Source organism: Microtetraspora sp. NBRC 13810 (genome assembly GCF_030268685.1).
GTDB lineage: Bacteria > Actinomycetota > Actinomycetes > Streptosporangiales > Streptosporangiaceae > BSRQ01.
Genome location: NZ_BSRQ01000012.1, coordinates 185887 through 211496, shown reverse-complemented (window position 1 = coordinate 211496; position 25610 = coordinate 185887). Strand labels below are relative to the sequence as shown.

General features: G+C 70.6%; 25 protein-coding genes and 1 tRNA gene. 16 read left to right on the top strand and 10 right to left on the bottom strand.

From position 1 onward, the window contains the following. Nucleotides 1-2 precede the first annotated feature (2 nt). Nucleotides 3-548: a DM13 domain-containing protein gene (locus QSK26_RS24255; protein ID WP_285777539.1), complete on the bottom strand. Its 546-nt coding sequence runs from the start codon at nucleotides 546-548 to the stop codon at nucleotides 3-5. 120 nt (nucleotides 549-668) lie between these two features. Here QSK26_RS24255 and QSK26_RS24250 point away from each other — a divergent pair, with 120 nt between their 5' ends. Next, nucleotides 669-1316 (top strand): GOLPH3/VPS74 family protein, encoded by a 648-nt coding sequence (locus QSK26_RS24250; RefSeq protein WP_285777538.1) that lies wholly within the window; start codon nucleotides 669-671, stop codon nucleotides 1314-1316. A gap of 46 nt (nucleotides 1317-1362) precedes the next feature. Here QSK26_RS24250 and QSK26_RS24245 read toward each other — a convergent pair whose 3' ends face one another. Continuing rightward, a complete protein-coding gene (locus tag QSK26_RS24245; protein ID WP_285777537.1) occupies nucleotides 1363-2649 on the bottom strand; it encodes an LCP family protein in 1287 nt (428 codons plus the stop codon). Nucleotides 2650-2994: 345 nt separating this feature from the next. Here QSK26_RS24245 and QSK26_RS24240 point away from each other — a divergent pair, with 345 nt between their 5' ends. Continuing rightward, the gene (locus QSK26_RS24240) at nucleotides 2995-4347 is read left to right on the top strand and encodes a hemolysin family protein (protein ID WP_285777536.1); all 1353 of its coding nucleotides are present in this window, start codon (nucleotides 2995-2997) and stop codon (nucleotides 4345-4347) included. Then, nucleotides 4344-5378, top strand: coding sequence for a hemolysin family protein (locus QSK26_RS24235; RefSeq protein ID WP_285777535.1), 1035 nt, complete (start codon nucleotides 4344-4346; stop codon nucleotides 5376-5378). Before QSK26_RS24240 ends, QSK26_RS24235 begins: the two co-directional genes overlap by 4 nt. 497 nt (nucleotides 5379-5875) lie before the next feature. Here QSK26_RS24235 and QSK26_RS24230 read toward each other — a convergent pair. Continuing rightward, nucleotides 5876-5958: transfer RNA gene (locus QSK26_RS24230), tRNA-Leu, on the bottom strand. Between the two features lie 91 nt (nucleotides 5959-6049). Between QSK26_RS24230 and QSK26_RS24225 the strand changes: the two genes are divergently transcribed. The 7 genes from QSK26_RS24225 (at nucleotide 6050) to pknB (ending at nucleotide 15048) form a co-directional block, all read left to right on the top strand. After that, entirely contained in the window at nucleotides 6050-6790 is a 741-nt protein-coding gene (locus QSK26_RS24225) for an FHA domain-containing protein (RefSeq protein WP_285777534.1), read from the top strand. Nucleotides 6791-6807: 17 nt separating this feature from the next. Further along, nucleotides 6808-7272, top strand: coding sequence for an FHA domain-containing protein FhaB/FipA (locus QSK26_RS24220; RefSeq protein WP_285777533.1), 465 nt, complete (start codon nucleotides 6808-6810; stop codon nucleotides 7270-7272). Then, nucleotides 7269-8615: a Stp1/IreP family PP2C-type Ser/Thr phosphatase gene (locus QSK26_RS24215; RefSeq protein WP_285777532.1), complete on the top strand. Its 1347-nt coding sequence runs from the start codon at nucleotides 7269-7271 to the stop codon at nucleotides 8613-8615. Before QSK26_RS24220 ends, QSK26_RS24215 begins: the two co-directional genes overlap by 4 nt. Before the next feature lie 20 nt (nucleotides 8616-8635). Next, nucleotides 8636-10015: an FtsW/RodA/SpoVE family cell cycle protein gene (locus tag QSK26_RS24210; RefSeq protein ID WP_285777531.1), complete on the top strand. Its 1380-nt coding sequence runs from the start codon at nucleotides 8636-8638 to the stop codon at nucleotides 10013-10015. After that, nucleotides 10012-11469, top strand: coding sequence for a peptidoglycan D,D-transpeptidase FtsI family protein (locus QSK26_RS24205; protein WP_285777530.1), 1458 nt, complete (start codon nucleotides 10012-10014; stop codon nucleotides 11467-11469). Before QSK26_RS24210 ends, QSK26_RS24205 begins: the two co-directional genes overlap by 4 nt. Continuing rightward, complete coding sequence (locus QSK26_RS24200) at nucleotides 11466-13052, top strand: serine/threonine-protein kinase (RefSeq protein ID WP_285777529.1); 1587 nt, start codon at nucleotides 11466-11468, stop codon at nucleotides 13050-13052. The genes QSK26_RS24205 and QSK26_RS24200 overlap by 4 nt, the downstream gene beginning before the upstream one ends. Before the next feature lie 82 nt (nucleotides 13053-13134). Next, nucleotides 13135-15048 (top strand): Stk1 family PASTA domain-containing Ser/Thr kinase, encoded by a 1914-nt coding sequence (gene pknB / locus QSK26_RS24195; RefSeq protein ID WP_285777528.1) that lies wholly within the window; start codon nucleotides 13135-13137, stop codon nucleotides 15046-15048. A 216-nt stretch (nucleotides 15049-15264) separates the two neighbouring features. Here the strand turns inward: pknB and QSK26_RS24190 are convergent, their stop codons facing one another. Then, nucleotides 15265-15837: an anthranilate synthase component II gene (locus tag QSK26_RS24190; protein WP_285777527.1), complete on the bottom strand. Its 573-nt coding sequence runs from the start codon at nucleotides 15835-15837 to the stop codon at nucleotides 15265-15267. Nucleotides 15838-16055: 218 nt separating this feature from the next. On the opposite strand from QSK26_RS24190, the gene QSK26_RS24185 reads away from it, so the two are divergent. After that, nucleotides 16056-16301 (top strand): cell division protein CrgA, encoded by a 246-nt coding sequence (locus tag QSK26_RS24185; RefSeq protein WP_285777526.1) that lies wholly within the window; start codon nucleotides 16056-16058, stop codon nucleotides 16299-16301. A gap of 53 nt (nucleotides 16302-16354) precedes the next feature. On the opposite strand, the gene QSK26_RS24180 is transcribed toward QSK26_RS24185, so the two are convergent. Continuing rightward, nucleotides 16355-17248 (bottom strand): rhomboid family intramembrane serine protease, encoded by an 894-nt coding sequence (locus QSK26_RS24180; RefSeq protein WP_285777525.1) that lies wholly within the window; start codon nucleotides 17246-17248, stop codon nucleotides 16355-16357. 295 nt (nucleotides 17249-17543) lie between these two features. Next, the gene (locus tag QSK26_RS24175) at nucleotides 17544-18080 is read right to left on the bottom strand and encodes a peptidylprolyl isomerase (RefSeq protein ID WP_285777524.1); all 537 of its coding nucleotides are present in this window, start codon (nucleotides 18078-18080) and stop codon (nucleotides 17544-17546) included. A 232-nt stretch (nucleotides 18081-18312) separates the two neighbouring features. Here QSK26_RS24175 and QSK26_RS24170 point away from each other — a divergent pair, with 232 nt between their 5' ends. Further along, nucleotides 18313-18747 (top strand): hypothetical protein, encoded by a 435-nt coding sequence (locus QSK26_RS24170; RefSeq protein ID WP_285777523.1) that lies wholly within the window; start codon nucleotides 18313-18315, stop codon nucleotides 18745-18747. 96 nt (nucleotides 18748-18843) lie between these two features. Here the strand turns inward: QSK26_RS24170 and QSK26_RS24165 are convergent, their stop codons facing one another. Then, the gene (locus QSK26_RS24165; protein WP_285777522.1) at nucleotides 18844-19791 is read right to left on the bottom strand and encodes a CU044_5270 family protein; all 948 of its coding nucleotides are present in this window, start codon (nucleotides 19789-19791) and stop codon (nucleotides 18844-18846) included. Then, entirely contained in the window at nucleotides 19788-20363 is a 576-nt protein-coding gene (locus QSK26_RS24160; protein WP_285777521.1) for an RNA polymerase sigma factor, read from the bottom strand. Before QSK26_RS24160 ends, QSK26_RS24165 begins: the two co-directional genes overlap by 4 nt. 449 nt (nucleotides 20364-20812) lie before the next feature. Between QSK26_RS24160 and QSK26_RS24155 the strand changes: the two genes are divergently transcribed. Further along, nucleotides 20813-21169 (top strand): pentapeptide repeat-containing protein, encoded by a 357-nt coding sequence (locus QSK26_RS24155; protein ID WP_285777520.1) that lies wholly within the window; start codon nucleotides 20813-20815, stop codon nucleotides 21167-21169. Here the strand turns inward: QSK26_RS24155 and QSK26_RS24150 are convergent. Then, nucleotides 21166-22407 carry a hypothetical protein gene (locus tag QSK26_RS24150; RefSeq protein ID WP_285777519.1) on the bottom strand — a complete coding sequence of 414 codons (1242 nt, stop codon included), beginning with the start codon at nucleotides 22405-22407 and terminating at the stop codon, nucleotides 21166-21168. The two genes, QSK26_RS24155 and QSK26_RS24150, sit on opposite strands and share 4 nt — an antisense overlap. Next, nucleotides 22404-22934 (bottom strand): SigE family RNA polymerase sigma factor, encoded by a 531-nt coding sequence (locus QSK26_RS24145; RefSeq protein ID WP_285777518.1) that lies wholly within the window; start codon nucleotides 22932-22934, stop codon nucleotides 22404-22406. Before QSK26_RS24145 ends, QSK26_RS24150 begins: the two co-directional genes overlap by 4 nt. Before the next feature lie 129 nt (nucleotides 22935-23063). On the opposite strand from QSK26_RS24145, the gene QSK26_RS24140 reads away from it, so the two are divergent. From QSK26_RS24140 to QSK26_RS24130, 3 genes are all read left to right on the top strand, one after another. Further along, entirely contained in the window at nucleotides 23064-23471 is a 408-nt protein-coding gene (locus QSK26_RS24140) for a hypothetical protein (RefSeq protein ID WP_285777517.1), read from the top strand. Next, the gene (locus QSK26_RS24135; RefSeq protein WP_285777516.1) at nucleotides 23468-23854 is read left to right on the top strand and encodes a hypothetical protein; all 387 of its coding nucleotides are present in this window, start codon (nucleotides 23468-23470) and stop codon (nucleotides 23852-23854) included. Before QSK26_RS24140 ends, QSK26_RS24135 begins: the two co-directional genes overlap by 4 nt. Nucleotides 23855-24009: 155 nt before the next feature. Next, nucleotides 24010-25590, top strand: coding sequence for a TIGR03086 family metal-binding protein (locus QSK26_RS24130; protein WP_285777515.1), 1581 nt, complete (start codon nucleotides 24010-24012; stop codon nucleotides 25588-25590). Nucleotides 25591-25610: the final 20 nt, after the last annotated feature.

Sequence of the window (25610 nt, the reverse complement as noted above, 5' to 3'; positions counted from 1 at the left end):
GTCTAGGCGAGCGTCGCGGCGCCGAAGGAGACGCTGAACCGGCGGCACCAGATGACCACGCTGGTCAGCGAGTCGAGGTCGGCCGAAGCGGGGATCGCGTAGTTCGCGTTGCCCTTGTTGCCCTTCAGCTCGCCGAGCTCCACCACCTTGCCGTCGTCGAGGTTGAACCACCCGTCGGTGCCCTCCCTGACCGGCTGGTCGCTCAGCCAGACCCGCAGGTCCGGGCCGTCGGAGGTGTGGAAGTCCTCGATCCGCAGCACCCGTTCGCCGCCTTCGAGCTCCAGCACCTTGGCCACGCCCGAGGTCTCGTGCTCGTGCGAGATGAAATCGCCCTCCGCCAGCGTCTTCGGCGCCGCCACGGGCTCCACCGGCTCGGCGGCCTCCCTCGACACCGGCTGACGCGGCGCGGCGGCCCCCGGCACCGCCTCGTTCACCTCGACCGTGGTGAACACCCGCCAGGGCTGGAACAGGTACAGCAGGACCGCGCACACGATGGCACCGAGGGCGACGACGACCCAGGTGGCCGGGTGGCGGAGTAAGGCCCCCATTTTCACGATGTCCTCCAGAAAAAGTGCGTACCCCAAGGACAGCACCCCGGCGGCCCCTCCGCCCGCCGAACGCCGGTTACGTATTCCTTACGACGCCGGCCCTCGGCGTAGAGTCGCGATGTGGATCTCAATATCGCCGAAGAGCTGTTGCTGCTCGCGCACACCGAGTCCGACGGCAGACGACTGATCGACGTCACCCGGCTCGACCTGGCCCTGGGCGGCGCCCTTCTGGCGGAGCTGGCCGTGCGGGGCCGCGTCGAGCTGGCGGGCAAACAGGTGGCCGTCCTGGACCGGTCGCCGCTGGGCGACGAAGAGCTCGACGCCGCGCTGACGATGATCGCCGAGCGGGGCAGGGCCCAGAAGCCCGAATGGTGGGTCAACAAGCTGAAGTCCGCGAAGCTCCGCGAGCGCCTGCTCGGCCGCCTCGCCGCGCAGGGCGTCCTCGGCGAGGAGCACGTCAAGGTCCTCGGCCTCTTCCCCGCCGTCCGCTACCCCGAGCGCGACGGCGGCTACGAGCGGGAGGTCAGGCAGCGCGTGCAGAGTGCGCTGGACGGCTCCGACCCCGACGCCAGGATCTCCGTGCTGATCGCGATCATGCACGCCTGCTCCCTGGACCGCAAGGCGTTCCCCGGCGCAGACAAGAAGCGCGTGAAGGAGATCAGCCAGGGCGAGTGGGCCGGCCAGGCCGTCGCGAAGATCATCTCCGCGGTCAACGCCGCCGTGATCGCCGCCATGGCCGGCGCCGCGGTCGCCGGCGCCTCCGGCTGAGCGCGATCCGGCCGGTGCCCCGCAGGGAGCACCGGCCGGGAGGCGATCACTTCAGGAGGTCCTGGGGGACGGGCTTGTCCTGTGCGAGGGCGCCGAAGAGGCGCAGCGCGTTCGCCCTGTCCCACTGGATCACCGAGCCGACGCCGGGGAGGGTCGGGGTGGAGCCGACGGGGACGCTGGTGGTGACGGGGCCGTCGCTCATGGCCAGGCCGAGGGAGAGCAGGGAGAAGGTGCCGGTGCCGTCGTCCACGCTGACCGAGTCGGTCGCCGCGGAGGCGAGCGGGAGGGACGTGAAGGGGTTGAACAGCACGCCGGGGCTGGCCGCCTTCTTCACCACGGCGCCGAAGAACTGCCGCTGCCGCTCGGTCCGGTCCAGGTCGGGCAGGGCGCCGGTGGCACGGGTGCGCACGTAGCCGAGCGCGGTCCCGCCGTCCATGTCCTGGCAGCCCTTCTTGAGGTTGATGCCGGCCTTGCGGTCCTTGATGTTCTGCTTGACGCAGATGTTGACCCCGCCCACCGCGTCGACGATGCCCACGAAGCCGGCGAAGCCGATCTCCATGTAGTTGTCGATGCGGATGTCCGTGACGGTCTCGACCGTCCGGACGAGGAGCTTGGGGCCGCCGAAGGCGTAGGCGGCGTTGAGCTTGTTGCGCCCCTTGCCGGGGATCGAGACGTAGGAGTCGCGGGGCAGGCTGACCAGGGTGGGCTGGTCGCCGCCGTCGGGGATGTGCAGCAGCATCATGGTGTCGGTGCGCTGGCCCGCGGCGTTGCCGGTGGCGAGCCGCTTGCGCTCGGCGCCGGTCAGGCCCTTGCGGCTGTCGGAGCCGACGAGCAGCCAGTTCTGACCGGGGGTGTCGGCCGGCCTGCCCTCGTAGTCGTCCAACACGCCCGGGATCGTGACCAGCCGCGAGTCGACCCAGAAGTACGTCACGACGACGCCGACGAGCAGCAGCGCCACCAGCGCGGCGACGACCCGCAGGATGATCCGCCCGCGCCCCCGCCTGCCCGGCGCGGGAGCCGACCTGCGGATTCCGCCGCCTCCCCCGCCGTGGCCGCCGCCACCCCGGCCGGGGCCGGGGGGCGCCGGGCGGGCGGCCTCGTTCAGCGGGCGAACCGGGGCCGAGCCCGACCGCGGCTTGCCGTACACCCGGGAGCTCGCCTGGGGGCCGTCGGCGGGCCCGCCACGCGACGGCTGGGCTTGGCGGCGCCCGCCGTCGGCCGGCGCGCCCTGTGCCGGGTAGACCGGCTGACCCCCGCGAGGCTCCGGCGAGCGCAAAACCCTGGTGCGCTCTTCGTCATCGGACCGTCGCCCGGTCCCCGGCCAGTCAGCCACGTCTTTCCTGCCCTGCTCTCTCGTCTGTCGCGGCGATTCCGCTCTTCGAAGCTACGCCGTCGGCAGCCCTGGACGCTCGCCTCTCACCAAGGTTTTCTAGGTAAAAGTACGCAATGGGTCACCATATGGCTGACCGAGAGTCATCGGTCGGTCTGTCGACACGGGAATTTCCCCACGGGTGGGAAACAACCACGGCCTTCACGCTCGTTACCTTTGGCAAGGGAACCGACCCGACGAGACGATCTCAAGTGAAAGGACACTAGTGTCCACTCCGGACCCGTGGAGTATCTGCCCGTGCGTAGGCACGGGACCCACTGAATCCGACCGCCCCGCGAGGCACCACCGGTGACCATCGCGCTCGGCCTGACCGCCCTCATACTGCTCACCGTCGCCACCGGATACTTCGTCGCCCAGGAGTTCGCGTTCGTCGCGGCCGACCGGGGCCTCCTGCGTGAGCAGGCCGAAGCGGGCGACCCCGCCGCCGCCAGAGCCCTGAAGGTCACCGAGAGGCTGTCCTTCATGCTGTCCGGCGCCCAGCTCGGCATCACCGTCACCGCGTTGCTCGTCAGCTTCATCGCCGAGCCCGCGGTGGCCGACGCCGTCCGTCCCGCGCTGGAGGCGTGGGGCCTGCCCGCCACCGCCGTGACCGGCGTGGCCCTGGCCATCGGCATCGTGGTGGCCACCGCCGTTCAGATGGTGCTCGGCGAGCTGGCCCCGAAGAACCTCGGCATCGCCCGGCCTGAGCCGGTGGCGAAGTTCCTGGCCCGTTCCACCATGGTCTACCTCATGGTGGCCGGTCCGGTGATCAAGTTGTTCGACTCCGCGGCGACCCGGCTGCTGCGCCGGGTCGGGGTCGAGCCGGTGGAGGAGGTCGAGCACGGCGCCACCCCGGAGGAGCTCTCCCGGATCATCGCCGACTCCGGCCGCTCCGGCGAGCTGCCGCCGCGGCTGTCCGACCTGCTGGAGCGGGCGCTGGAGTTCGGCGACCTCACCGCCGAGGACGCCATGGTGCCCCGCCCTCGGGTCGTGCTGCTGCGCGCCGACCGGTCGCTGTCCGACCTGCTCGACGCGATGCGCACGGCCGGCCACTCGCGCTACCCGGTGCTCCGCGACGACGACGTGGTGGGCGTGACGGGGGTGCGTGAGTTCGTCGCCGCGTCCGGCGCGACCACGATCGCCGAGATCACCCGCCCGGCGCTGCTCGTCCCCGAGTCGCTGCCGCTGCCCGCGGTGCTCGACCGCATGCGGACGGCGCGCGACGACATGGCGTGCGTGATCGACGAGTACGGCGGGCTGGCCGGCGTGGTCACCGTCGAGGACCTCGCCGAGGAGCTGGTCGGCGAGCTGGTCGACGAGACGGATCCCGAGCCGCTCGGCGTGGTGGTCCAGTCCGACGGTTCCTGGCACGTCCCCGGCACGCTCCGGGTGGACGAGGTGGAGCGGGCGACCGGCCTTTCCCTGCCGGAGAGCGACGACTACGAGACGGTCGCCGGGCTGGTGCTCGCCCTGCTGGGCCGGCTCCCCGAGCCCGGTGACACGCTGGCCGTCACGCTCACGCCCGACTTCGACCCGCTGGAGGACGACGGCGACGGGGAACTGCGGGCCGAACTGACCGTCCTGTCGGTTCAACGCCGCGTCCCCGAGTGGGTGCGGCTGTCGACCGCCGTGCCCGCGAACAGCGTGGGAGGCCGGCGGTGAACGTCCTTCTCGCGAGTCTGATCGGCGTGGCGCTGCTGGTCGGCAACGCGTTCTTCGTGGCCGCGGAGTTCGCCTTCGTCTCGACCCGCAGGCACCGCCTGGAGGAGGTCGCGGGCGGCGGCGGGCGGCTGACCCGCGCGTCGGCCAGGGCGGCCGTGCGCGGCGGCAGGCAGCTCTCGCTCATGCTGGCCGCGGCCCAGCTCGGCATCACGCTGTGCACGCTGGGCCTGGGCATGGTGACCGAGCCGGCGATCGAGCACGCGCTCGAACCGCTCTTCGCCGCCCTCGGCCTGCCCGAGTCGCTGCACCTGCCGATCTCCCTGACGATCGCGCTGGCCCTGGTGACGTTCCTGCACATGGTGGTGGGGGAGATGGCGCCCAAGTCGTGGGCGCTCACCCACCCCGAACAGGCGGTGCTGCTGCTCGCGCTGCCCTTCCGGGCCTTCACGGCGGTCACGGGCCCGCTGATCGGCCTGCTCAACGGCGCCACCAACGCGCTGCTGCGGGCCTTCGGCGTACGGCCGCGCGACGAGCTGGCCACCACCCGCACGCCGCACCAGCTCGCCATGCTGGTGGGCGAGTCGGGCCGGATGGGCCTGCTCGACCGGGACGAGCACGACCTGCTCACCCGTGCCCTCCGCGTCCAGCAGCAGCCGGTCGGCCGGTTGATGCTGCCGATCGGCGAGGCCACCGCGGTGCCCGCGGGGGCGGACGACGCGCAGGTGCGCGAGGTCGCCAGGCGGAGCGGCCACCTGCGGCTGCTGGTGAACACCGGCACCCCGCAGGACGTGCTCGGCGTGCTGCACGTCAGGGACACGCTCACCCAGCCGGACCGCGGCCCGGCGGTCCTGGCCCGGCCGGTCCCCCGGCTGCAGCCGTGGGTCACGGTGCCCGAGGCGGTGACCGCGTTGCAGGACGCCCGCGCCCATGTCGGCCTGGTGACCGACGCCACCGGGGTGGTGGTGGGCATGGTCAGCCTCACCGACCTGCTGGGCGAGCTCCTGGACACCTCTGCCGCCACCGGACATTGACGACAGGATCCTGAAGATCGCCACATCAAGATCATAACGCCTGAGGCGCCCCACGTGCCGCGAAGTGCCTGACAACCGAAGATCGACGACAGTTCACTCTGAGCGTAACGAGGCAGACAGACGGTCCGAATTGCAAGCAAACCGTAAGCCTGCCTCAAGTGATCTCGGTTACACAGGCCATCGAAGGCATGAATCGCGGAACCGGCCCCGGACCTCCAAGGTCCGGGGCCTTCGATCCCAGGAGAACGCCCCCACCTTGATCCGAGTCCAGCCGCCCCGGCTCCCCCGGAAGCCGGCCACCGTCAACCGTCCACAACCGGCCACCCGAAACCGCATATGCCCACAAAACAACAAAACCCCGCAGGGCCGAGTAAGCGGCGCAAGCGGGGTGCGTGGGGGGCGAAGCCCCGCACACCGGGGGTTCCAGGGGGTCGTCCCCCTGGACAGACACAAGGAGACCGGGAAGGAGACAAAGTCTCCGACTACGACTAGTCGAGTGGGCGAGGAGGGATTTGAACCCTCACGTCCTTTCGGACACACGGACCTGAACCGTGCGCGTCTGCCGTTCCGCCACCCGCCCTCTTGGGTGCTGAGAAACAGTAGCACGGAACCGCCTGAGGTGCGGAACCCGGATACGATCCCTCTAGACGATGGAGGAAGGGAGGTACCCGGTGGGAGTCCTTCAGCGCTTCGAGCGCCGACTCGAAGGCTTGGTTGAGGGGGCGTTTGCGCGGGCGTTCAAATCTGACCTTCAGCCGGTCGAGGTAGCCAGCGCGGTTCAGCGGGAGATGGACGAGCGGGCCGCGATCGTCGCACAAGGCCGCACCCTTGTGCCGAACGACTTCGTGGTGGAGCTCTCCACGACCGACAACGAGCGCCTGGAGGTCTATGCGGACAGCATCAGCCACGAGCTGGCCAACCTCGCCAGGGAGTACGCGAAGGAGCAGGGCTACTCCTTCGTGGGTCCGGTCCGGGTGCGATTCGAGAAGGCCGAGGACCTCGCGGTCGGCCTGTTCCGGATCCGGTCCGGGGTCATCCGCGGCGCGACCGTCGAGCAGGACGAGATCCGCCAGCCGGTGAGCGACCTGCCGGCCGCCCGTTCCCACGCCTTCGACGGCCGCCCGCGACTGCTGGTCTCCACCCAGGACGACCCGCAGGGCCAGCGCTCCTTCGAGCTCACCACTCCGGTGACCTTGCTCGGCAGGGGCACCGACTGCGATCTTCGTCTCGTCGATCCGGGAGTCTCGCGGCACCATGCGGAGCTGCGGGTCGAGGGGCAACTGGTCGCCCTCGTCGATCTCGGTTCCACGAACGGCACCTTCGTCAATGGCCAGCCGGTTCGCCGGGTCGAGCTCCAGAACGGCACGCGTGTGACGTTGGGGCGTACGACTCTGGTGTTCCGGCGCGATTAGGGGTAGACAAACGGTCCATGTCCGAGCTCATGCTGCTGCTGATCCGGCTCGCGTTCCTCGCGTTGCTGTGGCTTTTCGTGGTCTTCGCGGTCGGCGTGATCCGGACAGATACGTTCGGACCGCGCACCGCTACCGCTCCGGCGCGCAAAGCGCCCAAACCTGCCAGACCGGCCGCTAAACCCAAGAAGGGGGAGCCACGGCAGATGGTGGTCACCGGTGGCCCCTTGCAGGGCACCACAATCAATCTCACGGAGACGCCCATCACCATCGGCCGGGCGAATGACGCCACGCTGGTCCTCAGCGACGACTACGCTTCCAGCCGGCACGCCCGGCTCTTCCCTCAGGACGGTCAGTGGATCGTGGAAGATCTTGGTTCAACCAACGGCACATACCTCGACCGCTCAAAAGTCACCCGCCCGACCCCGGTGCCACTCGGTGTTCCGATCCGCATCGGCAAGACCGTCATTGAATTGCGCAAATGACCATCGCACTCCGTTACGCCGCCCGCTCCGACGTCGGCCTCCTCCGCGAAGGTAACGAGGACTCGGCGTACGCCAGCGGCCGCCTGCTCGCCGTCGCCGACGGCATGGGCGGGCATGCTCACGGCGAGGTGGCCAGCTCGGTCGCCATCGCCGCAATGGCCTCTCTCGAAGAGGGCACCCACGGGGGTGATCTGCTCAGCGCCATCGAGTCGGCGGTTCGCGACGCCAATCGCAAGCTGCACCAGATGGTCGGGCAGGATCCGAGCCTCAAGGGCATGGGCACCACGCTCACCGCCATGCTCTGGAACGGCACCCAGGTCGCGCTGGTGCACGTCGGCGACTCGCGCGCCTACCTGCTGCGCCGCGGCGAGCTCTACCAGATCACCCACGACCACACACTCGTGCAGTCGCTGGTGGACGACGGCCGGATCACACCGGAGGAGGCGACGACCCATCCCCAGCGGTCGATCCTGCTCCGGGCGCTGGACGGCAGCGGCGAGGTCGATCCCGACCTCACGCTCCGCGAGGCGCAGGTGGACGACCGCTACCTGCTGTGCTCCGACGGCCTGTCCGGGGTGGTGAGCGCCGAGACGCTGCACAACACCCTGACGACGCTGGACGAGCCGGAAGAGGTGGTGAGAGCGCTCATCGACCTGGCCAACCGGGGCGGCGGGCCGGACAACATCACCTGTGTGGTCGCCGACGTCATCGAGGTCGAGGACGGCTCCGCCGTACCGGCCGACGCCGCCGTCGTGGGAGCGGCCGGCAGCAACCGGCTGCGGCCGGCGCCGGACACTCCGGCGGGCCGGGCCACCATCACGGCGCCCCAGCCGATCATCACCGACGAGGGGCGACCGGCTCCGTACGCGGAGGCGGGGGCGGTCAGACGCCGCCGGATGTGGCCGATACTGGCGGTCACGTTCGGGCTCACCGCCGCCGTCGTGGCCGGTGGAGGTTACTTCGCCTACCAGTGGACGCAGGACCAGTTCTTCGTCGGCGCCCGCGGGGACGAGATCGTCGTCTTCCGCGGCGTCGACGCCGAGGTGGGGCCGGTGCGGTTCTTCAAGGTGGAGCGCGGCACCGGCCAGAAGATCTCGGGCCTCAGCGCTCTCCAGCAGGGCCAGATCCGCGACGGGAACATCATGGCGACCAGCCTCGCCGAAGCCCTGAAGAAGATCGAGTCCCTGCGGGGCCCCACCGAGCCGGACGCGACGCCCACCGAAGAGCCTCAGACAGAGACCCAGACAGAGGCCCGGACAGAGACCACTCAAGCGGAGCAGAGCCAGCCGAAGCCGACCAGGCGGTCGAGCACCCCCGATCCGCAGACGACGAGGACCCCCTAGGTGACGTCGGGACACAGAGTATGAGCGCTGTCGAGTCCAGCCCGGTTCAGATGCCGGCCAAACGGCGTATGGCACAACTGGGCATGCTCGCCTTCGCGGTCGTCATCGTCATGGCCGCCTACGCCAACGTCGGGCTGGCCCTGACCAACCAGGTGCCCGCGGGGATGCTCGGCTACGGCCTCGGCCTGGGCGGGCTCATCCTGGCCGCCTACCTCGTGCTCGCGAAGTTCGCCCCCTGGGCCGATCCGCTGATCCTGCCGCTGGTGACGCTGGTCAACGGCATCGGGCTGGTCATGATCTACCGCATCCAGGAGGGCAAGGGCGGCGCCGGAGCGTCGGTCAACACCCAGCTCCTGTGGACCGCGGTCGGGATCGTCATGTTCTCGGTCACGCTGATCGTGCTGCGCGACCATCGCGCGCTGCAGCGGCTGACCTACACCGCCGGTTTCGTGGGCCTGGCCCTGCTGGTCGCCCCGCTCGTCCCCGGTATCGGCGAGGAGATCAACGGCGCCCAGATCTGGATCGACCTCGGCTTCGCCACACTCCAGCCCGCGGAGTTCGTGAAGCTCGCCCTGGTCGTCTTCTTCGCCGGATACCTGGTGGCCAAGAGGGACGTGCTGGCCCTGGCCGGGCGCCGTCTGCTCTTCATCGACCTGCCGCGTGCTCGCGACCTCGGCCCGGTGCTCATCACCTGGGCGGTCAGCCTCGGCGTGCTGGTCCTGCAGAAGGACCTCGGCTCCTCGCTGCTGCTCTTCGGCACATTCATCGCGATGCTCTACATCGCCACGCAGCGCACCTCGTGGGTGCTGATCGGCGTCCTGCTCTTCGTCGGCGGGGCCATCCTCGCCGGCCAGGTCTTCGGCCACGTGCAGGACCGCCTTGAGGTCTACCTCAACCCGCAGGACCCGGCGCTGTTCGACAAGGTGGGCGGCAGCGCCCAGCTCATGCAGGGGCTGTGGGCTCTCGCCTCCGGCGGCATCCTCGGCACCGGCCTCGGCCAGGGCCGCCCTGGGGAGATCCCGCTGTCGTTCTCCGACTTCATCTTTCCGGCCACCGGCGAAGAACTCGGCCTGACCGGCCTGATGGCCCTGCTCATGGTCTACGCGCTGATCGTGCAGCGCGGCCTGCGCACCGCGCTCGCCGCTCGCGACCCGTTCTCCAAGCTACTGGCGGGCGGGCTGTCGTTCATCGTCGCCTGGCAGGTGTTCATCATCGTCGGCGGCGTGACCAACCTGATCCCGCTGACCGGCCTGGTCACGCCGTTCATGTCACAGGGCGGCTCGGCCCTGCTGGCTAACTGGATTCTTATCGCCCTGCTGGTACGCATGTCGGACGCGGCCAGACGGCCGGCCCCCCAGGCCATCCAGGACGAAGGACTCACGCAGGTGTTTCAGCGATGAACAGTCCCATCAAGCGAACCGCCCTCGCCTGCCTGCTGATGTTCGGGCTCCTGATGGTCAACATCAACATCCTGCAGGGCGTCCGGGCCGAGGGCCTGCGTTCGGACGCGCGCAACATCCGCAACTACTACGAGCGCTACGCGATCGACCGAGGCCGGATCACCGCCGGCAACCAGGTGCTCGCCGAGTCGGTGGACACCGGCAGAACCTCGGAGTTCAGGTTCCAGCGCAAATACCCCAAGGGTCCGATCTACGCACCGGTGACCGGTTACTTCTCCCCGGAGAGCGAGTCGGCCATCGAGAGCTCCGAGGACTCGCTGCTCGACGGCAGCAGTCCCTCGCTGCTGCTGCGCCGGGGGATCGACCTGTTCACCAACAAGGCGACCAAGGGCGCCAGCGTCGAGGTGACGATCCTGCCCGAGGCGCAGGAGGCCGCGTACAACGCGCTGCGGTCCAGTGGCAAGCGCGGCGCGGTGGTGGCGCTCGACCCGACGACCGGGGCGATCCTCGCCATGGTGTCGCTGCCGACCTTCGACCCCAACAAGGTGTCCGTGCCGAACAAGGGCGACGCGTTCGGCGAGGCCGCCAAGCTGGAGAAGGACGAGAACCAGCCGCTGCTCAACCGGGCGCTCAACCAGACCTATCCCCCCGGCTCGACCTTCAAGGTCGTCACCGCCGCCGCGTTCCTGGAGGACGACAGCAGCAGGGACGGGCAGACCGTCGTCGACGCACCCCAGCGGCTCGACCTGCCCAACACCACCGACGACCTGCCCAACTCCGGCGGCGCGGCATGCGGCACCGGCCGGGTGCCGCTGGTGTACGCGCTGGAGCGGTCCTGCAACACGCCGTTCGGCAAGATCGGCATGGATCTCGGCTACGACAAGATGCAGGAACAGGCCGCGAAGTTCGGCGTCGGCGGGGATCCGCTCCAGGTGCCGATGAGCGTGGCCCAGAGCAACTTCGGCGAGCAGGAGGACCAGGCGGCCCTCGCCCAGGCGTCGATCGGCCAGCGCAGCAACCGCACCACGCCGCTCCAGATGGCGATGATCGCCGCCGGGATCGCGAACAACGGCGTGGTGATGAAGCCCTACCTGGTCAACAAGATCGTAGACTCTGAGAACGGGCAGATCGAGACCGCCGATCCGGAGGAGCTGTCCGAGGCGATCAGTGAGGACACCTCCCGGAAGCTGCGAGACATGATGGTCAGCGTCGTGCAGAACGGCACCGCCACCGCCGCGCAGATCAGCGGCATCGACGTCGGAGGCAAGACCGGCACCGCCGAGACGGCCGACGGCCGTCCCCCGCACGCGTGGTTCATCTCCTTCGCCCCCGCCGAAGCGCCCAAGATCGCGGTCGCGGTCATCGTCGAGTCCGGCAGCGCGGGCACCGACGCCTCCGGCGGCCACACCGCCGCGCCGATCGCGAAGGCCGTCATGGAGGCGGTGCTGAGATGACCTCCGGTCCCCTGCTCGGCAACCGCTACCACCTGGTCGCGCGCATCGCGACCGGGGGGATGGGCGAGGTCTGGCGAGCCAGGGACGGACTGCTCGGCCGTGAGGTGGCGGTCAAGCTGCTGCGGCAGCACGTGGCCGCCGACCCGGCCTTCCGCGAGCGGTTCAGGACCGAGGCGAGGATCGCGGCCGGCCTGGCCGATCCGGGCATCGCCCAGGTGTACGACTACGGCGAGCACGACAACGTCGCCTATCTCGTCATGGAGCTGGTGCCGGGCGAGCCGCTGTCGGCGATCCTGGCCCGCAATCCGCGGCTGAGCCCGGAGGTCGCCCTCGACGTGTTGCACCAGGCCGCCGCCGGTCTGCACGTCGCGCACGCCTCGGGGATCATCCACCGGGACATCAAGCCGGGCAACCTGCTGGTCACCCAGGCCGGTGTGATCAAGATCACCGACTTCGGCATCGCGCGGGCGCTGGAGGCGGCCCGGGTCACCGCGACCGGCACCGTGCTCGGCACCGCGCAGTACGTCAGCCCCGAGCAGGCGTCCGGCTACCCGCTGACGCCCGCCACCGACATCTACTCCCTCGGCGTCGTCGCCTACGAGTGCATCGCCGGGCAGCCGCCGTTCACCGCCGACAACCAGGTGACGCTGGCGCTCCAGCATCTCAACGAGCCGCCCCCGCCGCTGCCCGAGGGCGTCCCCGCGCCGGTGCGCGCGCTGGTGATGGCCACGCTGGCCAAGGACCCCGGCAGCCGGCCGGGCAGCGCCCGCGAGCTCGCCGACCGGGCCTACGTGCTGCGCGAGGCGCTCGCCACCGCGGGCGCGGTGGACCTGAGCAACCTGACCGACCCGTCGGGCCGGCACATCATCCCCGCCCCCGGCCCGGCCACCCCGGCGCCCCGCCCCGCGCCCGAGCGGCACGACGCCCCGGGACACGACCCGGGGTACGACGCCCCGGGACACGACCCGGGGTACGACGCCCGGGGACACGACTCGGGACGCGACTCGGGGTACGACCCGGCGTACGACTCCGGGCACGGCCCGGCGGCCGATCCCGAGGTGACGCGGCTCGTGGGCCGTCCCCGGGGACGGCCGGGCGAGCCCGGACTCTACGACCCGGCCCGGATCCCCGGCCTGCCCGCCGACCAGCTCCCCCGGGGCCGGCACGGCCGCCCGCGCGGGCGCGGCAGGGCCGGCGCGCTGGTGGCGGCGGCGGGCTGCGCCGCCGTCTTCGGGCTGGGCGCCCTGGCGTTCTCCACGGCCAAGATGCCGGAGGAGCCGGCCGGCGGCGGCGTCCAGGAGCCCACCCAGCAACGTGTCAGCAGGCCGGCCCAGCCGCGCCCGCCCAAAGCCAAGCCGAGCAAGACCCGCACGACCGTTCCACCCGTCAAGTCGACGCGACCGTCCCCGTCGCGTTCGGCTACGGTAAGCAGGTCGGTTTCCACGCCCACCCGGAAGCCGGCGCCACCGCCGACCCCCACCCCGACCTTGACCCCGACCCCAACGCCCACCCCCACGCCGACCATGACACCAGGCCACACTCCTGACCCAGGTGTAACAAACCCGCCGATTGGGGAGACGTGATGCGGCGCGGGGTTGATGATGGACACCGGTGGCCCAAGCGTTCGCCGGCACCCAAGATGAACGGTAAGGGACAGTGCAGGAAATGACTCAGCCTCGGCTACTCGGTGGTCGCTATGAGCTCGACGGGGTCGTCGGGCGCGGTGGCATGGCCGAGGTGTATCGCGCCAGGGACATCCGACTGGACCGCATAGTCGCGATCAAGACCCTTCGCTCCGACCTTGCCAGGGATCACACCTTCCAGGCGCGGTTCCGCCGGGAGGCGCAGTCCGCTGCGTCCCTGAACCATCCGTCGATCATCGCCGTGTACGACACCGGCGAGGACACGATGGACAACACGCCGGTCCCGTACATCGTGATGGAGTACGTGGACGGGCGGACGCTTCGCGACATCCTGCGGGCCGACCACCGGTTGCTGCCCGAGCGCGCGGCGGAGCTGGTCGACGGCATCCTGCGGGCGCTGGACTACAGCCACCGCGGCGGCATCGTGCACCGCGACATCAAACCGGCCAACGTCATGCTCACCCTGGCCGGCGACGTCAAGGTCATGGACTTCGGCATCGCCCGCGCCATGGCCGACTCCGCGGCCACGATGACGCAGACGGCCCAGGTCATCGGCACCGCCCAGTACCTCTCGCCGGAGCAGGCGAGGGGCGAGCGGGTCGACGCGCGCAGCGACATCTACTCCACCGGCTGCGTGCTGTACGAGTTGCTCACCGGGCAGCCGCCGTTCACCGGCGACTCCCCGGTGGCGATCGCCTACCAGCACGTCCGCGAGGACCCGATCCCGCCGTCCCAGATCGACCGCGAGATCCCGCAGTGGGCCGACGCGGTCGTGCTCAAGGCGATGGCCAAGGACCCGGCCCACCGGTACCAGAGCGCCGCCGAGATGCGCGCCGACATCCAGCGCGCCATGTCCGGCATGCCGGTCGACGCCCAGACGATGGCGGCGAGCAACCAGTACGGCAACGCCACCCGCACCATGGTCCACCCCGGTGGCCAGGGCGGGCCGATGACGCAGCGCTCCGGCGCGATCCAGGACTACGAGTACGGCCCGGACGACACCGGCGGCGGCCCCAGGACCGGCGGCGGGCGGCGGCGCGCCGCCTCCGGCGGCTCCAGCGCGGCCAAGACCGCGGCGTGGATCCTGGTCCCGCTGCTGATCATCGGCGCGTTCATCGGCGTGGGCTACGGCTTCCTCTCCTCCGGCGACACCCCGGCCGAGCAGCAGGTCGCCGTCCCGTCGCTGGCCTCCCAGGAGGAGGAGGCGGCCACCAAGGCGCTCACCGACCTGGGGTTGCAGGTGGTGCGCGTCCAGGAGTACAGCGACGAGTACGACAAGGGCACGGTGATCGACACCGACCCGCCCGCCGGCACCCAGGTCGACAAGCAGACCAAGGTCACGCTGAAGGTCTCCCGGGGTGTGGAGCAGGTCGAGGTGCCGAGCGTCGTCGGGCAGTCCGCCGAAGACGCCACCTCGGCGCTGAAGGAGGCCGGGTTCGAGGTGTCGCTGATGACCCGCCCGGTCGGCCGCACCCCGGACCAGGTCTACCAGACCGACCCGAAGGCCGGTGAGAAGGCTCCCAAGGGCTCCACGGTCCGCATCTTCGTCCCGGCGGAGCGCGCCGCCCTGCCGGAGGTCGCCGGCTTGACGAGCAGCGACGCGGAGGCGGCCCTGAAGGACGCGGGCTTCAAGGTCAGGCGGGACAGCCAAGCCAGCGACAGCGTGCCCGCGGACACCGTGATCACCATGAGCCCGGCGGCGGGCACCAGGCTCAGCCCCGGCACCACGGTCACCATCGTCGTGTCCACCGGCCCGGACACCAGCCAGCCGACCGACCAGCCGACCGACTACCCGACCGACCAGCCGACGGACGGTTTCCCGAACGAGGAGCAGCCGCCCTTCGGCAACGACGGCGGCGGCGGCGACAACGAAGACGGCGACTTCGGCCTGGGCGGCGGTGGCGTGGACACCCCGCCGGGCGACGGCTTCGAGTAACGATCGGCGAACGAACGGCGACCGGCCCCCTCCACCGGGGGCCGGTCGCCGTCGTTCGTGGCGCGATCATCCGGGGTGGTGTGCGGAAAGCCCATCGTCCGGGGCGGGGCCGGGAAAGCCGATCAACCGGGCGGGGCGGCAAATAGTGAGGGCCCCCGCCGCTCGGGGGCAACGGCGGGGGCCCTCACTCGGTAGTCGTTCGGACCGGCCCGTGTGTTACAGAATTTTTGCGAGCCAGTTTCCGAAGAGCCGATGGCCGTGCTCGGACAGGACGGATTCGGGGTGGAACTGCACGCCCTCGATGTCCGCCGCCCGGTGCCGCAGGCCCATGATCTCGCCGTCCGCCGAGGTCGCGGTGACCTCCAGCACGTCCGGCAACGTCCCGGCGCGCACGGCGAGCGAGTGGTAACGCGTCATGGTGACCGGCGAGGGCAACTCCGCGAAGACGCCCTTGCCGTCGTGCGCGATCGCGCTCGTCCGGCCGTGCATGAGCTCGGCGGCCCGGCCCACGGTGGCGCCGTAGGCGACGGCGATGGCCTGGTGGCCGAGGCAGACGCCGAGCAGCGGCACCCGCGCCCGCTCGCACTCCAGCACCACCGGCACGCTCACCCCGGCGTCCTCCGGCGTACCGGGACCGGGGCTGACCAGCACTCCGTCGGCACGCGCGGCGTCGCCGACGGTCACCTGGTCGCGGGACCGCACGTCGCAGTCGGCCCCCAGCATGCGCAGGTAGTGCACGATGGTGTGGACGAAGCTGTCGTGGTTGTCGATGACCAGCACTCGGGTCATGGGCTCACTCCGGGAGGGACGACATCTCAGGATAAGAGGCCGCCGGCAGTGGAACCGACCCGCCCGGTGACCATGCCCGGGGATCACGCCTCTGTGCCTGACCGTCGTGACCACGCTACGCTGACTGGTAACTTCGGTCCTCGCTCACCGGCGACTACGCTAATGACAGAGCCTCGGGGGCGATCCGGATCCCTCAGGCGTTCACCAGGAGTCACCCCGTGCCCAAGTCCAAAGTTCGCAAGAAGGCGGTTTACACCCCGCCGCAGAAGACCCAGCAGGTCAAGGTCAGCCCGCGCTGGCTCGCGCCGACGATGGTCGTGTCCTGGATCATCGGCATCCTGTGGATCGCGATCTACTACGTCGCGCCCGAGGCACCCTTCATCGGCTCCCTGACCAACTGGAACCTGCTGATCGGGTTCGTTTTCATCATCTTCGGTGTGGTGTTGTCCACCCGCTGGCGTTAGAAGTTTCCACAGGAATATCCACACCCTGGGGAAGCCCTGACCGAGCGGTCCGATCAGAAGATCCCGTTGGCCGCGTAGACCGCGAACGGCGGGAAGAACAGCACCGTCAGCAGGAGCACGGCGAGGATCACCGTGGCGGCGGTCGCCTGGAAGACGACCCGGTTCTTCACCGGTGCGTAGGCGAACGCCGCTGCCACAATGCCGCCCACGACGAGCCCGCCGAGGTGCGCCTGCCAGCTGATGCCCGGCACGACGAACGTGATGACCACGTTGATGCCGATCAGCCACAGCACGCCGCGCGGGTCGTAGCCCAGCCGCCTGCTCACCACGAAGAGCGCCCCGAAGAGGCCGTAGATGGCCCCGGAGGCTCCGACGCCGCCGAAGGCGAGCAGGTACACCGCCACGGACCCGCCGAGCGCGGAGAGCAGGTACAGCGCCGTGAAGCGGACATGCCCGAGCCGGCGCTCCAGCTCAGGGCCGACGGCGAAGAGCGCCCACATGTTGAACAGGATGTGGGTGACCCCGAAGCTGCCGTCGCTGGGCGGCGCGTGCAGGAACGCGCCGGTGATCAGCCGCCAGTACTGGCCGAACTCGCCGACCGCCAGCGAGTGCATCCCGAAGTTGCCGACGACGTAGTTGGGATTGAGGATCTCGCCGACGTAGGCGAGCACGTTGAGCACGAGCAGGGTCCAGGTGACCCTCGGGGCGGTGACCGCCCGGCCGCCGAAGACGGCCTGCGCCTGCCGTACGGTCCTGCTGCCGTCGCGGACGCACTCGACGCACTGGTGGCCGACGGCGGCCTCGCGCATGCAGTCGGGGCAGATCGGGCGCTCGCACCGCTGGCAGCGGACGTAGGTCTCGCGCTCCGGGTGGCGGTAGCACGTGGGCACCGCCCCGGCGCCGGGCTCGCCGGGCCGCGTGGGGGGGATGGGTGGCTGAGTGCTCATCGCGTGCTCGTGGCCCTTTCGACCGTGCGCTTGGACGCAGACGCTGCCAGCCTATTCAGGTTCGCGCGTGTCCGTGGCGCCGGCGGCGCGGCGACTCACGGCGCGGGAGGGCTCGCGGCGGCGCTTCCCTCTGTGTTTCACCTTGGGTGCTTCGGCGGCGGGTGTTTCACCTCGGGTGCTTCGGCGGCGGGTGCTTCGCCTCGGGTGCTTCGGCGGCGGGTGCTTCGCCTCGGGTGCTTCGGCGGTGGGGGGCGGTGGCCCGTGGGGGGCGGGCCGCCGCTCCACCGGCGGGTGATCAGGCCGGGACGTTCTCGACGGTCACCTCTTCGATCACCACGTCCTGGACGGGCCGGTCCGACCGGCCGGTCTGCACCTTGCTGATCGTGTCGACGACCTCGGTGCCCTCGACGACCTCACCGAAGATGGTGTGCTTGCCGTTGAGGTGCGGCGTCGGGTTGACCGTGATGAAGAACTGCGAGCCGTTGGTCCCCCGGCCGTTGCGGACGCCGGCGTTCGCCATGGCCAGCAGGTAGGGGCGGTTGAAGTACAGGTCGACGCTGATCTCGTCGTCGAACTGGTAGCCGGGGCCGCCGATGCCCTCGCCCAGCGGGTCGCCACCCTGGATCATGAAGCCGGAGATGACCCGGTGGAAGATCGTGCCGTCGTACAGCTTTGCGGTGGTCTTCTCACCCGTGCGCGGGTCCACCCACTCGCGGGCTCCCTGGGCCAGCTCGACGAAGTTGCGCACGGTCTTCGGCGCCTGGTTGGGGAAGAGCTGCACCTTGATGGTGCCGTGGTTGGTGCGCAGTGTGGCGATCAGTTTGTCAGCCATGGAACGGCTGCCCCTTCGCGAAGTCGAGGCCCAGCAAGGACCTGTTTGAGTGTTCTTGTCTTTTCTGCGGCCTTACGGCCTGTCCAGCATCCTCCCACGGCGCGTCGTGATTGAGCCGCCTTCGAGCGGGAAGGGGACGTCTCGGGCCCCAACGACAGGGGAGGTTGTCGTGTCCCTAAAGAATAGAAGGCGCCGCGTCGAGGTCGTTATTCCTCGCACGCGGCTGAACCAGATGAAGGTCCAACTGGCGCGCGCCGCCGAGCGGGTCGGCCCCATGGCCGACAACGCCCGCGACGTGGCGGCGACCAGGATCGTCGACGCCAGAACCTGGGCGGCTCCCAGGCTGGACCGGGCGGCCCACACGGTGGAGGACCAACTCGCGCCGAGGGTCAGCATGATGCTCAGCGAAGCCGCCAAGAAGGTCGATCCCGCACCCGTCAAACGCCGCAGGTGGCCGATGCTGGTCTTCCTGAGCGGGCTGATGGTGGGTGCCGCAGGTTACATGATGTATCGCAAGAACGCCCAGCAGTGGACGGACACCATGAAGGACAGCGCCGTCGACGCTTCACAGTGGGCCGGCGCCAAGTCCGAGCGAACCGGTGAAACGGTCTCCGACAAGGTCGACACCGACCACCAGGGCGAGGACGCCTCCAAGAGACCGTCCTGATCCCCCCAACCGACCGTACGGCTTGCGCCCCTCCTCCACGAGGGGCGCAAGCCTTATCCCTCGTCCCCGTCGGCCCGCCGTCCGGTGAGCGCGGGCTCAGACGCACTCCGTCGGCTTCAGGGACTTGGACCAGGCCGGGAGTACGTCGGTGATCTGCGGACGGGTTATGGACCAGAGTTCACGACCTCGCCCCGGCACGAGTTCCTGGCCGCCCAGGAGGACGTAGGAGGTCTTGTCGAAGATGAGGGATTCGCGGGAGATGGCGCCCCCGGGGCCTCGGTTGTCCACCCGGGTCACGGCGATGCCCGATTTGCCGGTGGCGTCCTTGAGCTCTTCTATCTCGATGCCCGGCAGGGTCGCGGCGATCTCGAAGATGGCCGCCTGCTGCTTGGGCGGGACCGGACTGCCGAGGACGCCTACGACGCCGCCCCAGATCTGGGTCGCGACATCCTTGTTGAGCAGCGACTGGTTACCGCGTTCGGCAAGTTTGCGCCGGAGCTGCTCCTGGTCGGTCGGCCATCCACGGAGGTCGGCGTAGGCGAGGCGCCCGGAGCCAGGTCCGCTGGGACACCGGGGCAGGAGTTCCTTGGACTCGTTGCCCCGGGGGATGGACTTCGCCGGCTTGTGCCACCACAGTTCTGGGCGGGAGCCGTCGACGGACTCCCAGACCTCGCCCGTGATGTGGCGCGGAACGACGTTGGGAACCCCGTTCTCGCTGCGCGACTCCGCGATCCGCTCGTAGTGGAGGTACTGGTCGTCGCGGGGTTCCGGCCACGGGGCGGCGCTCGCGGCCTCGGCCGCGAGCCTCAGGACCTCGGCGCCGCTCGCGGGCGCGGCAGAGTTGAACGTCTGAACGACGATCACCCCTGTGGTCATCGCCGCGACCAGGCCGCCTGCCAGCACCAGACGCCGCAGGCCGGCCGCCCGGGGCCGCCGCTTCGCGCGGGCTTCGGCCAGGAGCGCGGTACGGGCGGAGGCGAGACGGTCCGCCGTGGGGTGCGCCTTCTCGGCGAACAGGTCGCGGAGTTCGGTCAGGTCGTTCATGAGATCTCCGTCATGGGGTCGGTGCTGCCGAGGGCGTCGCGGACCACGGCCCGCGCGCGGTTGAGGCGGGAACGAACTGTTCCGATCGGGATCGACAGGGCGTCGGCGACCCCCTCGTAGGTGAGGTCGGCCCAGGCCACGAGCAGGAGGACGTCACGGTCGCGGGCCTTCAGCGAGGCGAGCGCCTGGGCGAGAGGGCGGCGTACGGCATGCGCGCTCGCCCGCTCAACAGCCTGTTCCGCGGCGTCGACGGCGTCCGGAAGCACGCCCACTTTCGAGTACGCCTTATAGCGGTGTACCTCGGCGCGCTGATGCCGGCGGATGAAGTTGGTCGCGAAGCCGTACAACCAGGGGAGGGCCTCCGGACGCGCGATGTCGTAGTCGCGGCGCTGCCTGAACGCGGCGAGGAACGTCTCGGAGACGACGTCGTCGGCCGTGTCGTCGCCGAGCCTGCGGGCCACATAGCGGTGGATGTGTCCTGCGTGCCTGTCGAACAGCAAGGCGAAATCCTCGGGATCTCGCCACGACCGTTCGATCAGGGCGGCGTCAGACAGGGTCGTACTGAGCGGCATGTGGTTGGGCCTTTTCAAGGAAGCAGTGTCGCCCCTCTTTCACACGAGCGGCGAAACGAGTTCACGGGACGCCACCGACCGCCCGCCAGGCTCGGCTGAAGACCATGAGCACCACCGCCGCGGCCAGTCGTTGGAGGACGTCGCGCCGGAGACCGTCCACTGGGCGCCGACGGTCGCCGGCCGATGATCGGGAGGAGTGCCGCCGCCGCCGAGACACCGTTCTGGCTGGGCGTGGGGCCACTGGTGGAGCCCCGGTACCTCCACCGCCGTCACCCTGGTCAGGAGGGGTGTCGGCCGACTCACCCAAGGGTCGCATAACCCCCGGGCAGGGAGAACGAGTAGCGCTCACGTGGGGGTGGACGAAGGGCGAAAGGCGGGCAACGTCTCCAACGCGCACGGTGAAGCCCTGGACGCGCAACTTGGCCAGGGCGGCGTCCATGTAGCGGGCGTTGAACAGGACGGCGGCGCGAGGGCGGCGGAGTGCGGAGCCGCCTGGTCCAGGACTTCTCCTACGCGGGGCGCATCTGCGCGAGGCGCATCTGCGTGGGGTGCACCTGCGTGGGGTGCACCTGTGTGGGGCGCACCTGCGTGGGGCGCCCCTGCGTGGGGCGCCCCTGCGTGGAGTGCGTCACCTCACCCGAGGTAATCCCCGAGGCGCCGCGTCGGCGAGACGGGGTACGGCGGTGCCCGTCGTTGGGCTCTCGGGGGCTGGCGTGAATAGCCGCCCCGGGGAGGAGGGGCCGGGGCGGGGTGTGTCGGCGTGGGGGTGGGTGGGGTGCGTGGGTGAGGTGGGTGGGGTGGGTTAGCGGGGGGTGATGAGGGGGGTCCAGGAGCCTGGGGCTTGGCTGTTGGGGCGGTAGCCGGTTAGGGGGGTGAGGGTTGTGCCGTCGGTGGTGATGAGGACCAGGCGGTTGCGGAACTCGCTGACGGCGCAGCCGTCGGTGCCTTCCAGTTCGCAGGCCCAGGCGATCAGGAGGTCGGGGCCGGCCCAGGCTTCGAGTTGTTCGATCCACTGGCCGGCGACCGGCGCCAGGGACGTGATCCGGCCGGTGGCGACGTCCTTCACGCCGGTGACGATCCCGCCGGTGCCGTCCACCGCCAGGAGGCGGCCGTCCGGGGAGAGGCCGGCGTGCTGGTAGGTGTCCGCCTCGTGCGGCGGGGCGGCGGACGGGCGGCCCTCAAGGTCGAAGTACTTCTTTCCCGGGGCTTCGGCCACGGGTGCCCACACGAGCGTGCCGTCGTGGCTCCAGACGAGGTCGGCCCGGGTGCCTATCTGCTCGGAATCCGCCGGCAGCGAAACGAAGCGGGGGGCGACGGGACTGCCGGGCTCGGCGATCAGGTAGCCGGTACGCGTCCCGGGCAGCATCATCACGGTGCCGTTCACCGGGATGGCCTGCTCGTCGGGGTCGGACCGGTAGGCGGTGAGAAGCAGCCGGGAGCCGTCCGGCGACCAGGCGACGGACGCCACCTGGTGGTCCAGGTCGAGCCAGTCGACCTGGCCGGTGGACCGTCGCAGCACCCCGACCCGGCGTGCCGGGAACTTCTCCAGCACCGCCACCCGCTCCCCGCCGGGAGCCACGTCGAGCTGTGCCCACGGGGTCTTCTCGTAGGTCCGCGTCCCGTCGTCGTAGAGGTACCAGGTGAGCCTGCTGACCTGGCGCTCGTCGGAGATCTTGACGTAGTCCCAGACGTTGTAGGCGTAGACGGCGACGTCCCCGGCCGCGATCAGCTTCTTCGGCGGTGAGGACTCCGGGTCGGTGATCGGCTCCGCGAGCGCGGGCGGCCGGGACGGCTGCTGCGTCGGCTCGCCGCTCTCCTCCGTCGTCACGGTCGCCGCGCGGCCGGGGTCCTTCCCGAGCAGCGGCGGCACGACGTACCTGGGCAGCACGGAGATCACCAGGATCGCGATCGCCCCCGCGAGCACCGCCCCCCGGGTCCGCCGCCACCGGCGCCGCCTGAGCGCCCTGGCGGCCAGGTCGGGCGGGACCCTGGCCTCGTCCGCCCAGTCGCGCATCGTCTCCTCCAGCAATCTGTCGATGCTCACGCCGTCGCCTTCCCGAAGATCGTGCCGGGCTCGCGCAGCGCTTCCAGTTCCGGCGCCACGGTGCGAAGCCGGGCGAGTGAGCGGTGGGCGGTGCTGCGCACGGTGCCGACCGAGCACCCCAGCACGGCCGCCACCTCCGCCTCCGGCAGGTCTTCGAAATATCTGAGCACGAGTACGGCACGCTGCCTGGGCGTGAGCTTCCGCAGCGCGCGGCGGACCACGATCTTCAGGTCGGTCCGCTGACTCTCGTCCGGTCCCGCCTGGTCGGGAGGCTGGGCCACGGCCGTCTCGTACCTCCGCCTGGCGAGCCGCCACCAGGAGATCTGCTGGCGGTACATCACCTGCCTGACGTACGCCTCGGCGGACTCCACCGTCCGCCATCTCGCCGCCGTCTGGGCCAGCGCGGTCTGCAGGAGGTCCTCCGCCGCGTGCTGGTCGCCACCGGTCAGCAGATAGGCCAGGCGCATCAAAGCCGGCGAGCGCGCCGACACGAACTCGCGGAACCGTCGCTCGTCTGCGGCGTCCACGATCACCTCCACACTGCGGTTACCGCCTGGAGACGTCACAGGCCCCGCGCCGCTATGCCTCCGCGGGACGACCATCCCAGATCCAGCAAACGGCTATCGCGTGCGCGTTTCCCGGTCTACCGTCGGAACGTGGCTCATCCCCTGCCGAACACGAATGGCGACGGGCGGCCGGACGACCGCGACCACGACGGTCCCGCGTCCGAGCCGGCTCCGGTGCCGTTGTTCCAGCGGCTGGCCGAGGTGGGCCGCGGGCAGGGGTCGCGTTCCGGCACCCAGATCACCGTCAGCCTGGACGAGGCCGAGTACGAGGCGCTGATCCGGAAGGCCCGTGCCGAAGGGGTGCGGCTGGGCGACGTCGTCCGGACCGCCGTGCAGCGGGAGATCGGCAACAGGTCCCAGGTGATCGCGCTGATCCTGCGGTGGAACCTCAACCGCGAAGACCTCGACCACGCCGCGGAGACGCTCGGCGTGGACCGCATCTCCGACCTGGAGTGGGAGCAGGTGGGCGTTCCGACCCGGCGGAGGAGCCGGCCATGATTCCGGGGCGCGTGCTCGACGTGAGCGCGCTGGTCGACATCGCGGTCGGGAAGACCTCCTACTCCCGCAGCGTCACCACGCTCTGCCTGCTGCGCGGGGGCGGCATCGTCATCCCCTCGACCGCGCTCGCCGAGGTCTTCTCCATCGCGCCGCTGGACACCCAGGTGGAGCTGGACCAACTGGCCACCACGGAGGGCGTCAGGGTGGACGACTTCACGGCCGGCAAGGTGAGCGTCATCGGGGAGATCCTCGACGGGTCCAGGGACGTCACGGCCGCGCACGTGATCTGGTGCGCCCGGAGCACCGGCTGGCCGATCCTGACCGACCGGGGTGACGAGATCGCCCGGTACGACCCGCACGTCGAGATCGACCCGGTGCCCTGACCGGACTGCCGCCTTCCGGGCTTCGAAGCCGGTCCCGGCATGTCCTCTCTCAGCTCTACCGCGCCGCGAAGGAGCCTTCGCACCGCGGCGGCCGTCGCGCCGGGCGGCCCGCCCGGGTTGACTCTCCCACTGTGGGAGACCGGAAGCTTGGTCGCGTGCATGGCGACGACACCGCGCTGTTGAGCATCGGCGAGCTGGCCAGGAGGACCGGGTTGTCGGTGAAGCTGATCCGGCACTGGTCCGACATCGGCGTGGTGCCGCCGGCCGGCCGTACCGAAGCCGGTTACCGGCTCTACGAGCCCGAGGCCGTGGCCCGGCTTGAGCTGGCCCGTACGTTGCGGGAGCTCGGGCTGGGCATGACCGCGATCCGGGACGTCGTCGATCGCGGGCGCGGCCTGGCGGAGGTGGCGGCGATCCATGCCGATGCCCTGGAGGGGCAGATCCGCCTGCTGCGGACGCGGCAGGCGGTGCTGCGGGCGATCTCCGCCCGCGGGTCCACCACCGAGGAGCTTTCCCTGATGACGAGACTGGCACGACTGTCCGCCGCCGAACGCAAAGCGATCATCCACGAGCTGGTCGACGAGACGGTGGACGGCCTGAACGTCCCGACCTACCGCGACCAGTTGCTCGCGGCCACCCCCGACCTGCCCGATGAGCCCACCCGGGAGCAGCTCGACGCCTGGATCGAGCTGCACGAGCTGGTACGCGACCCGGGCCTGCGCGCGGCCATGCGGCGGATGGCGGAGTACGCCGACGAGCACGCCCCCGGCCCGCACGACGAGAAGGACGTCGGCTCGGTGCGCGAGGTCACCGACCTGTGGACGGCGAAGGTCGCCGCCGCGATGACCGAGGGGATCGCCGCGGACTCGGCGACCGCCGACCAGGTGGTGGCGGATGTCGTCGCCGCCTGGCTGCCCACCCAGCCGGACGCCGGGCGGCCCGGCGGCGACGGCGCGGAGGCCAGGCGGCTGCTGCTGGAACAGCTGGAGATGGCCGCCGACACCCGGGTGGAGCGGTACTGGCAGCTCACCTGTGTGATCAACGGGATGCCGGTGCCGCCGAGCCTCGCGGCGGAGGGGCGGTGGCTGATCACCGCGCTGCGCGCCAACCCGGAGCCGGGGATGCGCACCGCCCGGGTGGCCGAGATGCTCCGCGAGCGGGCCGGCGACGAGCAGGCCCGGCTGCCGGACTCCTGCGCCCGGGTGCTGGCCGAGGTGGAGGCCCTGATGACCGCGGTCACGCCGGACATGATGGCCGATCCCACCCCGTGTGCCGGCTGGGACGTGCGCACCCTGCTCAACCACCTGGTGTGGGAGAACCTGATGTGGACCGGCCTGGCCGCGGGGGCCCCGCGCACCGACGTCTTCACCGACGACCATCTCGGCGACGACCACGTGGCGGCGTTCCGCTCGGCGGCGGAGGCGACGATGGCCGTCTTCCGCGAGCCCGGCATGCTCGACCGGGAGTACGGCCCGGCGCCGGGCTGGCGGCTGGTCGAGCAGGTCGTGATCGAGATGCTGGTGCACGGCTGGGACCTCGCCAGGGCGATCGGCCGCCCCACGGATCTCGCCCCCGACGTGGCCGAGGCGATCCTGCCCTCGGTCCGCGAGATCTACGGCGACGTCCCGCGCACCCCGGGCGGCTCGTTCGCCCCCGAACACGAGGTACCCGCCACCGCCACCCCCGCCGACCGCCTCGCCGCCTTCCTGGGCAGAGACCCGGCCTGGCGTCCGTAGCCGCTCGGCCTCGTCCTCGC